Source organism: Rothia sp. HMSC066G07, assembly GCF_001814485.1.
Lineage (GTDB): Bacteria > Actinomycetota > Actinomycetes > Actinomycetales > Micrococcaceae > Rothia.
This window is the reverse complement of the sequence record NZ_KV816924.1, coordinates 87850-101938: the sequence shown is the minus strand read 5'-3', so window position 1 is coordinate 101938 and position 14089 is coordinate 87850. Positions and strand designations below refer to the sequence as shown.

Below are 14089 nucleotides of genomic sequence, written 5' to 3'. Positions count from 1 at the left end.
GAGGATTAGGTCAGCGCCGCAAGAATCTTCTGAGCCAACGCCGGACCGATACCCGGCACCGCAGTCAGCTCCTCGGCGCTCGCCTGCTTAATCTGAGCCACCGACCCGAAATGCTTAATCAGCGCGGCACGCTTCACCTCGCCCAGACCGGGCACCTCATCCAGAGCGGAGGCTACCATCGCCTTACCGCGCTTAGAACGGTGGAAGGTGATAGCGAAACGGTGCGCCTCATCGCGGATGCGCTGCACCAGGTACAGCGCCTGCGAGGTGCGCGGCAGCACGACCGGGTAGTCGTCGTCCGGCAGCCACAGTTCCTCCAGGCGCTTAGCGATGCCGGCAACGTACACGTCCGTAATGCCCAGGTCGCTCAGCGCGGCGGAGGCGGCAGCCACCTGAGGCGGGCCGCCGTCCACGAGCACCAGGTTCGGCGGGTAGGCGAACTTCGCCGGCTCGGGCGTGGAGGCGTCAATCTCGCCGGAGTGCACGGGGGCTGCTTCGCGCTCCGCCTGCTGCGCCAGATGCCTCTTGAATCGGCGGGTGATGACGTCGTACATACTGGCGGTATCGTCACGCGCGGCGTCGCCGGTAATGCTGTAGGTGCGGTAGGCGTTCTTTGCGGGCATGCCGTCCTCAAAGACAACCATGGAGGCGACCACGTTCGTGCCCTGCACATGCGAAATGTCGTAGCACTCGATGCGCAGCAGCGGGTCCGGTAGTTCCAGCGCTTCCTGCAGCTCCACGAGGGAGGCGCTGCGGGTGGTCAAATCGCCGGCACGGCGGCTCTTGTGCAGGGTCAGCGACTGGCGCGCGTTCTCGGCGACCGTCTTCATGAGCTCTGCCTTGTCGCCGCGCTGCGGGACGCTAATCTCCACGGGACCGCCGCGCACCTCCGCCAGCCAGGACGCCAGCTGTTCCTTATTCTCGGGCTCCACCGGCACGAGCACGGAACGCGGAATATCGTAGCTGTTCAGGCTCTTCTCGGCGTCCTTCTGGGAGGCGAGGCTCGCCGCAATATCGCTGTACACCTGCGCAATCAGCTGCTCGATGAGCTGCGCGTCGGTGCTGTCGTTGACCTTCTCCACAATCCAGCCGCGCTGGCCACGAATCCTGCCGCCGCGCACGAAGAACACCTGAACGGACGCCTCCAGGTCGTCCTCCGCGTAGGCGAATAGGTCGGCATCCACGGTCGCGCCAAGCACCACGGCGTTACGCTCAAACGCCTTAGTCAGCGCGGCAATATCGTCACGAAGAATCGCGGCGCGCTCAAAGTCCATATCAGCTGCGGCGGCTTTCATTTCCGCGGTCAACTGGGCGATATGCTTCTCAGCGCCACCACCCATAAACCGGGTCAGCCCGCGCGCCAACTCGCGATGCTCCTCGGCGCTAATCTTGCCCACGCACGGCGCCGCGCACTTATCGATATAGCCGAGCAGGCAGGGCCGGCCACTATTCTTCGCGCGGTTGAACACGCCGTTCGTGCAGGTACGCACCGGGAAAACGCGCAGTAGCGCATCCAGGGTTTCACGAATCGCCCACGCCTGCGAGTACGGCCCAAAATAGCGCACGCCCTTACGGCGCTCGCCGCGAGTGACCATCGCGCGCGGGTACACGTCATTGACGGTAATCGCCAGGTACGGGTACGACTTATCGTCGCGGAACGCAATGTTGAAGCGCGGCGAAAACTCCTTAATCCAGGTGTATTCAAGCTGCAGCGATTCCATCTCGCTCGCCACCACGGTCCACTCCACGCTCGCCGCTGTATGCACCATCGCGTAGGTCTTCGGGCTCAGCGTCTGCGGGGACGCAAAATAGCTGTTGAGGCGGTTGCGCAGGTTCTTCGCCTTGCCCACGTAGATGACGCGGCCGTCGGCATCGCGGAAACGGTAAACGCCCGGGTCGGTGGGGATTTCGCCGGGGGCGGGGCGGTAGCTGGAAGGCTCTGCCATGGGTACTTTCTCCTCGCTCTACTGGGCTTTCTACTGGACTTTCTGCGGGGTTGCCGCTGCTGGGGCTACCGGGGGCATCCCAGGCTCGCGCATACGACAAACCGCGCATCCTACACCCATCTCCCCCATAACGCGGGGGTCGGTGCGTGAATGCGCGGTTTAAGTCTACGCGGTATAGGCGGCGAGTGCCCTAGCCTGCGTCACGTGCGGCTGAGGGCGAAACGTTGTACTCGTGCTTTCGCGCCTGACCGGACAGCTGAGCAATCTCATCCATGATCGTGTCGGTGGTGACGCGGCGCTGCTTGCCGGTCATCTTCTCACCGGTCTTCTCAAAGTAAAGCGGCTTGCCCACACGAATCGTGAAGCGGCGCGGGTAAATCATGTTCGAGCCGGGCTTCTGCAGGCGGTCGGTGCCAATCAGACCAACCGGAACCACGGGCGCGCCGGTCATGTGCGCCAGCCACGCCACACCAATCTTGCCGCGGTACAGGTAGCCGTCGCGGGAGCGGGTGCCCTCGGGGTAAATGCCGAAGACCTTACCCTCCTGTAGCTTCTCCAGGGCAATGTCGAGCGCCTTGAGCGATTCGGAACGGTCGGAGCGGTTCACGGGAATAATATCCACGGCTTCGAAGAATGCCTTCATCATCTTGCCGCGCGGGCCGGGGGTGTTCACGTACTCAGCCTTGGCGAGGAACGCCACGCGGCGCGGCATCATGGCAGAAATAATGATGGAGTCCAGGAAGGACAGGTGGTTGGAGGCGACAATCACCGGGCCGGTGGCGGGGAAGTTTTCGAGTCCGGTCACGCGGGCGCGGAAGACGGTGCGCAGGATTCCGGTGACTGCTTTCTGGGTGGATTTGTAGAGAAGCACGTGAACTCTCCTGAGGTGCCGATAGATTGCGGGCTGTGGTGGCGGGCTGCCGTGGGTGCGGGGTGAGCGACCCCTTCGGACGGTGTGCCATTCGGGTGTACAGAATCTGTACTGAAAAAAATTTGTACTGTGTTTAGTAGTACCGGGTTTTATTATTCCACACCCGAGTGTAGGAACGTGAGGGGTGCCGCATTCCCCTTCCACATGCTGGGATGCGCCTCCCACCAATAATTCCGGCAAGATTTCCGGTAGAAGCTCAAGTAGAAGCCCGAGTAGGAACCCGAGTAAGAGTCCTGATTGAGGGAGCCTGCATAGCTTCCGCCCTATGTCCCCCCGTTACAGGCGGAAAAGCGGCACGGAAGCTAAGGATTCAACCTCAACGTAACATTCGAACTTTTTTGCCTTGTAACTGTGGCTTTTATGCCTGAATACGCCTGTCATATTGTGACGATACGTCAGCAAAGTTTCGTAAATACGCATTTAATATGCAAAAATGAGAGCAGGGTGGGCTGTCGCACCTCCCTCAAGGACGATTCACCCTGAACATAGTGAGCCGCCCCTCCAGCGGATGTGCGTCGGAACCACTCCACCTACACAATCCACGCACACTGGAGACATACACTATGGCTACAAAACCCGTCTCGCGTGCGCAGGCAGCAAAGATTGCCCGCCGCTCAGACACGGTCGGTGCCTATGCCGGAAAAGGCTGGGTACAGGCTGTTGCGTTTGTGATGCTCCTGGGCTTCACCATCATGGCAGTCCTTGCAATGCGCACCTACGCACTCTCCATGCCGCTCCCCGACAAAATCGTCGGCAACGACGGCAAAACTATCGCAACCCAAGAACAGATTCTGCACGGTCAGGAACTGTTCCAGGGACGCGGCCTGCAGCAGTACGGATCCGTTCTGGGTCACGGTGCTTACCTCGGCCCCGACTACACTGCAGAATACCTGCGCCTGACCACAGATGCTGCCGTCAAGGAGTACCGTGAACAGGGCAAGCAGGACCCCCGCGAGCTCGTCAAGAACGAGTGGCGCAAGGAGAACAAGTACGACGAGCAGACTAAGACCATCACCTGGTCCGCTGGTGAGACCAAGGGCTACCAGCTCATGCTCAAGCACTACCGCGAAACCCTGATGAAGGGTGACACCTCGCAGGGCCTGTTCCCCAACGCCATTAAGAACGACGAAGAACTGCACGACATCGTCGCATTCTTCGGCTGGACCGCATGGGCATCGGCGGCAGACCGCCCCGACCAGCCCTACTCCTACACCAACAACTGGCCCTCCGAACCCAACGTGGACAACAAGCCCACCGCGGATCTGATGGTCTGGTCGGCACTCTCCCTGATTGCCCTCATCGGTGGTACCGGTCTGATGTTCGCTATCTACGGCCGCTGGTCCCGCGCTATCGGCTGGCACGCGGAAGAGGCACCCGTCCTCGACTTCCGTCAGCCCGACGAAGTTCGCCTGACCCCCTCGCAGAAGGCAGCCTGCCTGCTCTTCGCAACGATCCTGGTGCTGTTCCTGCTGCAGGCTCTGGTGGGTGCGCTCACCGAGCACTACCGTGAAGAACTCACCGGATTCTTCGGTATCGACATGGGCCAGTTGCTGCCCTACACGGTATCTCGCACCTGGCACCTTCAGCTCTCCCTCTTCTGGACCGCAGGCGCGTTCCTGGCGGGCGGTATCTTCATCGCCCCGCTGATTACCCGCCGCGAACCCAAGAAGCAGGGCCTGCTCACCTACGTTCTCATCGGCGCCGTGGTCTTCGTGGTCCTCGGCTCGCTGCTGAACGAATGGTTCTCCCAGAAGGGCCTCATCCCCAAGGAATTCACCGGCTTCTTCTCGCAGCAGTGGGAGTTCCTGGACCTGCCGCGATTCTTCCAGATCCTGCTCACCGCGGGTATGTTCATCTGGATCGTCATCGTCTGGCGTACCCTCTCCGCTCGCCTGAAGGGCTCGAAGAAGACCTCCCTGCCGTGGCTGTTCCTCTTCTCCGGCCTCGCCATCCCCATGTTCTACGCGGTCGGCTTGCTCGCAGGTCAGCGCACTCACGTGACCGTCGCCGAATTCTGGCGATTCTGGGTGGTTCACCTCTGGGTGGAGGACTTCCTCGAACTGTTCACCACCGTGATGGTGGCGTACATCTTCGTGCTGCTCGGCGTGGTCCGCGAGCGCATCGCAATCTCCATCATCATGATGGACGCTGTGCTCTACTCCGCCGGTGGTGTGATCGGTACTCTGCACCACACCTACTTCGTCGGTACCCCCTCCGAGCAGATGGCATTCGGTGCGTTCTTCTCGGCTGCTGAGGTTATCCCGCTGACCTTCCTGACCGTTGAGGCGTGGGGCTTCATGCAGCTGGGTGCCCGCCAGTACTCCAACCGCACCAAGCCTTTCCCGCACCGTTGGGCTGTTATGTTCCTGATTGCTGTGGGCTTCTGGAACTTCCTCGGCGCAGGTGTGTTCGGCTTCCTGATTAACCTGCCGATCGTGTCCTACTTCGAGATTGGTACGGCACTGACCGCAAACCACGCACACGCATCCATGATGGGTGTGTACGGTATGCTCGCAATCGCGTTCGCGGTATTTGGTCTGCGCTACCTGATCCCTGAGGACAAGTGGCCTGAGAAGGGTCTGAAGTTCTCCTTCTGGACCCTGAACATTGGTCTGCTGTGGATGTCCTTCATCTCGCTGCTGCCGCTGGGTATTGCTCAGCTGTACAAGTCCGTGGGTGAGGGCTACTACGAGGCTCGTTCCTTCGCGTTCATTCACGACGGTGCTTCCGCCGTGATGGGTTGGATGCGTATGCCCGGTGACGTGATCTTCCTGGTCGGCATTATCCCGCTGATTAAGCTGGCGCTGCTGGGTATCAAGGAGATCTTCTCCAAGAACGCTAAGGAAACCGTCCTGGAGCTGCCCGAACCGCCGCTGTACGAGGTGGTTGAGGACGCTCGCATCGCAGAGTTCGCCGGCGCTAAGGCTGCCGAGGAGCTGCCCGAGCAGACCAGCCCCTACCGTAGCGATCGTCGAGGCTAACCATGCCTGAGCAGATTGCTGGAGTTTCTTTCCTCGTGTGGCTGGCCTGCGTGTACGCGTTCGGCCTGGTCGCCGTGGGTTGGGGCTTCGATATTCTCGCCAAGCGCACCAGCCAGCGCATGGTGGCGGCGCGAACCTTCGGGTTCACCTACCACGAAGAGAGCGACGCGTGGCTCTGCCCCGAAGACCAGTGGCTGTGGGCGACCGCATTCGACTCGGATAACCGAGTGATGCGTTACCGCGCCAAGCCCAGCGTGTGCAACACCTGCCCGATTAAGGACAGCTGCACCGTCTCGGCGAACGGCCGCGAGCTCACCCGTGAAGTGGACGAATGGCCCTACTCCGAGTCGGGTCGTTTCCACCGCGGGCTGGCGGTTGCTGTCTCGTTGCTGGGTGTGGTCATCCTGATTGGTGCCGCCATCGTCTGGCACTCCCCGCTGGAGCTTCTGGTGGAGGGTGCCGCCGCGGTGGTCTGCCTGTCGCTGACCTACCCGCTGGCTGTGAAGCTCATGCGTTCCCCCGCGAACTTCGAGAACGATCCGAAGCATATTCACGCATCCACCGCTGACGAATCGGTGAACGTGAAGATGGACCGTTTCGCGGCGAAGTGGGGTGGCGTGTCGAATGAGCGTAAGCGCCGTACCGAGCAGACCCGCAAGCAGATGATTGCGGATGCAACCCTGCCGGTTCGTACCTCTGCCCTCGACCCGGACCGCCCCGCATGGAGCGGTACCGGCACCTCGGTTCCGCGTCTGCATAAGACCACGAACGAGGTCCTGCAGGAGCAGAACCTGGCTGAGGTTGAGGCGGCTGAAAAGCTGGCTGCAGAGAAGATGGCGAAGAAGTAGCGCTGCACAAGTTTTTCCGTTCCGGCGGCTGACCGGTCGGTTGGGTCCGTCTGTTAGCTTCGGCGGCTGCCCTGCATGGATTTCTCTTTTATTCCTCTTTTGAGTTTTCCATGTGGGGTGCCGCTAAAGCACCGACCGCCGCGATGTACGCCGGGACGGGAAATTCCCCTCCCAAACTCCCCACACAGCCCGGTACCGGGCAACACCCACTACCTACACCCCTACTACCTGAACCGTACGAGGCGCGGGCAGGTGGGCACACATACCGTCCTCCCCCAATACTTGTGAAGGAAAACCATGGATCCCGTCACTTTGGCAACTATCCTCATCCCAGTTGCCGTCATTGTTCTTTTTATTCTGATTCGTATGTTCCGCGTCATCCCCGAATACGAGCGTGGCATCTCTTTCCGCTTCGGTCACCTGCGCTCGGAACTGAAGCCCGGCCTGAACATCGTCTTCCCCCTCGTCGACTCCCTGCAGCGCGTTGATATGCGTGTCATCACCCTGACCATTCCCCCGCAGGAAGTCATCACCAAGGACAACGTTCCCGCCCGCGTGAACGCCGTGGTCCTCTTCCGCGTTACCAACGCCAAGAACGCGGTGCTTGAGGTTGAGAACTACCCGATTGCCACCAGCCAGATCGCGCAGACCACCCTGCGTTCCCTGCTCGGTCGCGTTGACCTGGACACCCTGCTCGCACACCGCGAGGACCTGAACGAGGACCTGCGTTCCATCATCGGTTCGCGCACCGAGCCGTGGGGTATTCAGGTGGAGCTCGTCGAAATTAAGGACGTTGAGATTCCCGAGGCTATGCAGCGCGCCATGGCCCGTGAGGCTGAGGCCGAGCGTGAGCGTCGCGCAAAGATCATTTCGGCACGCGGTGAGCTGGAGGCTTCGAGCGAGCTGAAGGAAGCGTCCGATATTCTGAGCCAGTCCCCCGCCTCCCTGCAGCTACGTTACCTGCAGACCCTGCTGGAGCTGGGTGCCGACCAGAACTCGACCGTGGTCTTCCCGCTACCCATGGACGTTATTGGCCCCCTCATGGGTGCGCTCAAGGGCGAGAGCAAGTAGGCGCTTCTCCCCTTCCCTGACGCACTAGCCTGATGCACTAGCCGCAGCGGCTGATTCGCAATGGTTAGACATATAGAAATATCCCGTGCAGATGAGAGTATCTGCACGGGATATTTCTATGCCGAACATTCTTCGCGAACGCTAGAAGGAAGGCGTTTGGCCCGCCGCGGGGGTTGGATGAGGTGGTTGCGACGGGCCAAACTGGTCGGTTACACGCCGTAGAGGTGCGGGCGCGGCAGGTACATCAGCCAGTTGGGTGAGGGCCGGAATCCTGCCGCTAACGGTTTTCACCGACGCCTTAAGCATAACCGGCACAACCCCCGAACCGGCGGCAGTTTGAGTGAAGCATCAATCACCCATCTCACGCCATGCCGGGGCGGTATTCAGCCCAAAAACGGCACCTAACGCACCGGCGAACCGAACCCCGCGCGAGCCTCTAGCGCAGCGCCCGGTGAGCCTGATCAAAGAACTCACGCTCATACACGCACGCCGACAGGTACGCCCGCGCCGCACGCACACGCTGAGCCGGTGAAGCCGTCTCAAACGCACGCTCCACCTCCGCGAGGCTACGCGCCACCTCCGCGGCAAACTCTTCGCCACCGTACATGCTCAACCACTCCGCGTACGGGTGGTCCGCGTGATTCTGCGAGGAGAGCACAGCACCCACCTCTTCGTACAACCAGTAGCAGGGCAAGATAGCGGCGGCACCGACCACGTAATCATCACCGGCGGCGGAGGCACGCAGGAAATTCGTGTACCCCATCGTAATAGGCGAGGGCCCGCCCAGACGCGCACGATTCGCCAGCCAGCCCTCGTGCAGCTGCGATTCGGCGGCAATCGCCTCATGAGCGCCAGCCGCCCAGTGCACCTGCGCCTCAGCGGTATCAGCACGCGCCGAGAGAGTCGCGAGCGCACGCGAATAATCACGCAGGTAGAGGGCGTCCTGGTCCAGGTAGAAGGAGAACAGGTCCTCATCGAGGGTGCCGTCACCGAGAGCACGCACGAAGGGAAGGTCCAGAATCTGACGCCAAGTTTCGCCGCCCGCAGCCCAGAGAGCGGCGGTCCAGGGACCGGCGGGCTTGACGACGGCTTCACCGGCGGGCACGGGGCTGACCGGCAGCAGACGCTCCGGGCTGGTGCCGTCCAGGGCATTGCCCTCAGAGTCGGTGGTGGCGAGCAGGTGATGCCACGGGTACGCGGAGGCGGCAGCCTCCAGGCGGCGAGCACGGGCGGCGTGGTCCACCGGGCCGTGGCCCTCACCGGAGCCAACCTGCAGACCGGCACCTGCGGCAATGGATTCGTGGAGCCAGCGGGTGCTCCACTGCAGGGCGCGGTGGGTGTCTTCGCTGGTCAGCTGCTGGTCTGCAGCGTGCTCTGGGGCTTCGGTGTGTCCTGGGGCTTCGGCATGCTGCAGCAGTTCCACGCCCAGGCGGGTTGCCAGCGAGGAGGACAGGGAGCATCCGGTGCCATGCGTATTGCGGCTCTCCAGGCGCGGGGTACGCACATGCGCGCAGGTGCCATCCGGGAAGACCGCGGTGTTACCGGCGTCCTGACCGCACAGGTGGCCGCCCTTCACAATCACGGTGGTTCCGGTCGCCGCAGCAAGGTTCGCCGCCTGTTCGTGCGCCTCATCAAAAGTCTGGGCGGGCTCCTTCTCACAGAGCACAGCAAGCTCCGGAATGTTCGGGGTAATCACATCCACGAGCGGCACGAGGTCGCGCAGCGCCTGCTCCGCCTCCGCCTGCAACAGACGGTCACCGCTAGAAGCAATCATGACCGGGTCGAGCACGACCACGGGCACCGGGTGCTCGCTCAGCCAGGTGCGGACGGTACGGATCGTGTCCGCGTCGCCGAGCATGCCGATTTTCACGGCGTCAACCGTGACGTCATCAAAAACGGCGGCAAGCTGCGCGGTCAAAAATTCCAGGGGCGGGGTGAATACTTCGCGCACTCCGCAGGTGTTCTGGGCGACCAGTGAGGTGGTCACGCACATGCCGTAACCGCCGGATGCGGTAATGGACTTGAGGTCCGCTTGAATGCCCGCACCGCCGGAGGGGTCGGTTCCCGCAATGGAGAGAACCCTCGGCACCCTAGAGGTCTGAGGTGCCCCGTGAGTTCCGCAAGTGCTCGCGCCGGGTACAGGGTTGGTGGGGGTGGTGGGTGCGCACGCGGGCGCAGTAGGCTGCTCTGCCATTATCGATAATCCCTTCGCTAGTTCGAACTAGAGCAGGTTCAATGGGTGATTCTCTCAGCCTTGAGTTTTCTTACGCCGTTTCGTGCGCCCCCTGTGCCGTATGCCCTTCGTTGGGCGGGTGTTGGGCGGGTCAGCGGGTCGCGGGCGTCTCAAGGCACCCCATATCGCTCTGCCAGGTTATCACAACGATTCTCAGTAGCTGAAAGTTTTGCGGGTGACAAGTGAATCTCTCCGAAATTTTCGTTTGAGCATTGCGGTACTGCACCACCATTCCGGCTCAGGTTTCCAGCGCAGGCTTCAGCACCCCCCCCCAGAACTCGCCCGTTAAAAGGCAATGCCCGGCACCGCTTTAGACGGTACCGGGCACTATCAGCCGGACATATCGCCGGGCATATCCACCGGGCTAGGCCAGAGCTTAGGTGAGGGCGAAAATCTCTGCCGGTGAACCCTCCGCAATGATCCTACCCTCGTGTAGCAGGACCGCACGGTCAGCCAGCGAGGCGATACGCGCATCGTGCGAAATGATCAGCACCGCACGGTTCGCCAGCACGGCGCGCAGGGACTCGGTTGCGTCCGCAAGCTCCAGCTGGGTGGTGGACTCGTCCAGAATCACGGCGTGCGGGTCGGCAAGCACAATACGTGCCAGCGCCAGCTGCTGAATCTGGTCGCGAGTCAGCGGCGAATCCGCGCCACTGACAACGGTGTCCATGCCCTGCGGCAGGTCGCGCCACCAGCGTGCACCGACAGCGTCCAGGGCCTCACCCATCTGCTCGGCGGTCGCGTCCGGCACGACCACCGTAAAGTTATCGGCGAGAGTACCGAAGAAGACGTGCGCTTCCTGGGTGCAGACCAGCAGGCGCGGGCGGCCGTCGGCGGCGGCATCGGTCGGGAAGTCGCCGTGACCGACCGGGCGACCCATCACGGTGATGGTGCCGTCCAGGGCGGTCAGCGAACCACCAATCAGACGAGCCAGGGTGGTCTTACCCGAACCGGAACGGCCCACCAGGGCGAGCGCCTCACCGCGGCGAATCTTCAGGTTGATACCTTCCAGAACGAGGGCGTCGGGCGAGTAGCCGTAGGAGACGTCGGTGCAGTCAATGGCGTACTGCGGGTCCTTCACGGCTTCATCCGAGACGGCGGCGAACGCTTCGGCACGGTGCTGTGCACGCGCCTCACGCTGCTTCTTCGCCAGGGAGACCACACCGAACACGCGGCCCATGTTCACGAGCATGATGCGCAGGCTGCTGACGTGGTGGTTCAGCATGTCGGCGAGGATTCGCAGGCTGAAAACCATGACCGAGGCGGTCGCTACGGCGCCCCAGGAAGCCCAGCCGAGAGCCACGCAGGCGGCGCCCCAGAGCATGCACAGAACCGTCGGGATCCAGGCGTTAATAGCGTCCACGGTGAAGTACAGCTGGCGGATGCGCACCATGCCCAGCTGCGCGGCGAACTGGCGCTTGTTCTCACCGGCGAAGGCGTCTTCGCGGGCGGTGTGAACGCCCAGCTCACGGATCGTGGAGGTGCCGCGGATATTCTCGGTCAGCACGCTGTTGAGGTCACTCACGCGCTCCTGGGCGGTCTGGTTGCGTGCCGCCATGAGCGGCAGCATCTTCGACATGATGAGGGCAAGACCGGCAATCATGGGCAGCATGATCAGGCCCATTGCCGGGCTCACGAACGCCAGGGAGATCGTGGAGATAATGAAGTACAGCACCACGTAAATCGCGCCGAGCAGGTCCTCGCTGACGGACTTGGCCGCCGAGGAGAGGTCGTCGGTTACGCGGGTGAGCAGGTCGCCGCTGCCGGCTTCTTCCACGGTGCGTGCATCCAGGTCGAGGGTACCATCGAGGGTGTCCTGGTTGGCGTCACGGGTGACGAGTGCACCCAGTCGTGCCGCACTGTACGAGGAGACCATGAGGGTTATCGCCTGCACGATGAACGCCGCCAGAATAATCAGAATCGGCTGCCACGGGTAGCTGGAGAACTTGCCCGCCACCACGTCGTCCACGGTAGCACCAATCTGCAGGGGCACCACCGCACCCATGAGGGTGCTGACCATGTAGATGACGAAGGTGTAGAGGGCTCGCCCCTTATGCGCCGCGAGGTAGTTCCACATGCGGCGTGCCACGTAGGCGGGGCTTTCGATGGGGAGCTGCTTTGCCATGCTAGTTCACCTCCTGATTCTGAGTGGTTTCAGGCTGAGCAGTTTCAGACTGAGCGGTTTCCGGGTAGCCGTCGCGTTCCATGCGGCGGGTCGTCTCCGCGGTCGTAGAGACAACGTAGACCTGCTCCAAATCCTGCAGCAGGCCGGGGTAGCCGACGGGCAGGCGGTCGCTACCAATCTGGGTTTCCATCGCATCGTAGATGTAGCGCTGGCTGGGTTCGTCCACGGAGTTCAGCGGCTCGGTCAGTATGAGCACCTGCGCGTCCTGTGCGAGTGCGCGGGCGAGCGCCAGACGCTGACGCTGACCACCGGAGAGGTTCGCGCCTTCGCTGGTGATGCGGGCGGCGAAGTAGTCTTCGGGGTTGCGTCCGCCCAGCCGGTAGGCGATTTCGCGGGAGTCGGTAATCTTCAGCAGTTCCTCATCCTTCGCCTGTGCCAGCTCCTCGTCGGGGTTCGGCACGGTGCCCAGGCGCAGGTGCTCCTGCAGGGTTCCCGCAAAAATCATGGGGTTGGGTTCGCTCAGCAGCACGCGGCGGCCGGAGGCGTCCTTGAGGTCCTCTCCCCCGCGGCGTAGGGTGCGGGCGAGCGCCTCGGCGTAGTCTTGCGCGGTGAGGTTGTAGTCGCGCGGATTGACGTACACGATGCGCGGGTTGCTTGCACCGGCGGGGGCAACGGGTACGGGCACCTCGAGGGTGCTCGCCTCGACTGCCTGTTCGGCACGTGCCAGCTGCGCCATTTCTTCGTCGGTGCGCGGGCTCTTCAGCACGCCTTGGCGTACGCCGGCGTGACCTTCGAGGCGGGCGACCTTGGCGAGCGCAATCTTGGCGTATCGCCATGCGGTGAGGAAGTTCTGGGTAATCCAGATGGGGCCGCCCATCATCGCGATAATGGAGGCGACGGTCACCAGGGACGCGGCGGGCGTGTCGGATACCCAGCGGCCGTTTTCGACGTGGCCGGTGAGGGCGAAGCCGATGCCGAGCAGGGTCACGGCACCACCGAGCAGCGCGCGGATGAGGAACATCCAGCGGTGCGTCTTTTCGTAGCGCATGTAGCTGTCGAAAACTTCGTCGGTGCCGCGGTGGTAGCGTTCACGCATCTGTTCTTCGGCGCCGAGGCCGGCGATGGTGCGCAGACCGGTGGCGATGTCGGAGGCGCGTGAGGAGGCTTCGCCGTCCTTTTCGCGGTATTCGCCGATCTTGGATTCGAGGAAGGTCGAGTACCAGGCGATCACACCGACCACGATGAGCGTGCCGATGAGGGTCACGATCGCGGTGACGGGGTTGATGAGCCAGAGCTGCACGGCACCGAGGGTCGCGATGATCATGGCGTTGACGAATAGCGGCAGTGAGAAGTAGACGTCCGTAATGCGGCGTACGTCTTTGTTCATGACGGTGACCGCTTCGCCGGAGTCTACGCCAGCGCGGGTGCGCCCCATGAGCCGGTTGATGTAGATGCGCCAGTCGCGGCTAAGTTCCGCGCTGAGGGTCATGGAGGTGCCCCAGCCGAAGAACTCGTTGATCACGATGAAGGTGATGGCTGCGACGACCACCCAGAACATGGGCCAGGCGTCGGGGGCTTTGCCGGCGATGTGCTGGTTGATGAATTGACCCACCATGACGGGGATAAGAATCGCACCGGTACCCGCGGTGGTTTCACCCGCGACGGGGATTGCCCAGCGGTGCCAGGGGTATTTGTGTCCGGGCGCGGTGACTCGCAGGGCGAGGCGCTTTTTGAGGGCTTCTTCTTCGGCCTTGCGCAGTTCGCTGCCGGTTATTTCCGGTGCAGATTTTTTCTGAGCGGCTTTTTCCTGCGTGGTTTTGTTATGCATGGATTCTTCATGCGTAGCTTCTTCACGCGCAGCGTTTTCTTGTGCCTTGTCAGCGTTGTATTCAGTCATTCAACGTCTCTCCTTTCTCTTACCCTATTCCTTTATCAATGTGGCACGCAACACTAA

At 62.2% G+C, this 14089-nt stretch carries 8 protein-coding genes and 1 riboswitch; of the genes, 3 read left to right on the top strand and 5 right to left on the bottom strand.

Going from position 1 to position 14089, the window contains the following annotated elements:
- Nucleotides 1–5 precede the first annotated feature (5 nt).
- Together uvrC and HMPREF2971_RS04130 are read right to left on the bottom strand one after the other, a co-directional pair.
- The gene (gene uvrC, locus HMPREF2971_RS04135; RefSeq protein WP_049353131.1) at nt 6–1946 is read right to left on the bottom strand and encodes an excinuclease ABC subunit UvrC; all 1941 of its coding nucleotides are present in this window, start codon (nt 1944–1946) and stop codon (nt 6–8) included.
- 190 nt (nt 1947–2136) lie between these two features.
- Complete coding sequence (locus HMPREF2971_RS04130) at nt 2137–2817, bottom strand: lysophospholipid acyltransferase family protein (protein ID WP_044150489.1); 681 nt, start codon at nt 2815–2817, stop codon at nt 2137–2139.
- A 623-nt stretch (nt 2818–3440) separates the two neighbouring features.
- Here HMPREF2971_RS04130 and HMPREF2971_RS04125 point away from each other — a divergent pair.
- From HMPREF2971_RS04125 to HMPREF2971_RS04115, 3 genes are all read left to right on the top strand, one after another.
- Complete coding sequence (locus tag HMPREF2971_RS04125; protein ID WP_005509139.1) at nt 3441–5858, top strand: nitric-oxide reductase large subunit; 2418 nt, start codon at nt 3441–3443, stop codon at nt 5856–5858.
- A 2-nt stretch (nt 5859–5860) separates the two neighbouring features.
- On the top strand, nt 5861–6706 hold the full coding sequence (locus HMPREF2971_RS04120) for a transposase (protein WP_012903614.1): 846 nt from the start codon (nt 5861–5863) through the stop codon (nt 6704–6706).
- Nucleotides 6707–7003: 297 nt separating this feature from the next.
- The gene (locus HMPREF2971_RS04115) at nt 7004–7777 is read left to right on the top strand and encodes a slipin family protein (protein ID WP_070691528.1); all 774 of its coding nucleotides are present in this window, start codon (nt 7004–7006) and stop codon (nt 7775–7777) included.
- A gap of 436 nt (nt 7778–8213) precedes the next feature.
- Here HMPREF2971_RS04115 and HMPREF2971_RS04110 read toward each other — a convergent pair whose 3' ends face one another.
- From HMPREF2971_RS04110 to HMPREF2971_RS04100, 3 genes are all read right to left on the bottom strand, one after another.
- Nucleotides 8214–9971 (bottom strand): bifunctional hydroxymethylpyrimidine kinase/phosphomethylpyrimidine kinase, encoded by a 1758-nt coding sequence (locus HMPREF2971_RS04110; protein ID WP_246825034.1) that lies wholly within the window; start codon nt 9969–9971, stop codon nt 8214–8216.
- Nucleotides 9963–10143, bottom strand: a riboswitch (TPP riboswitch). (Overlaps the previous gene by 9 nt.)
- Before the next feature lie 243 nt (nt 10144–10386).
- Nucleotides 10387–12135, bottom strand: a complete 1749-nt coding sequence (locus tag HMPREF2971_RS04105) for an ABC transporter ATP-binding protein (protein ID WP_070691525.1) — start codon at nt 12133–12135, stop codon at nt 10387–10389.
- Nucleotide 12136: 1 nt separating this feature from the next.
- Entirely contained in the window at nt 12137–14032 is a 1896-nt protein-coding gene (locus tag HMPREF2971_RS04100; protein WP_070691522.1) for an ABC transporter transmembrane domain-containing protein, read from the bottom strand.
- Between the last annotated feature and the right edge of the window lie 57 nt (nt 14033–14089).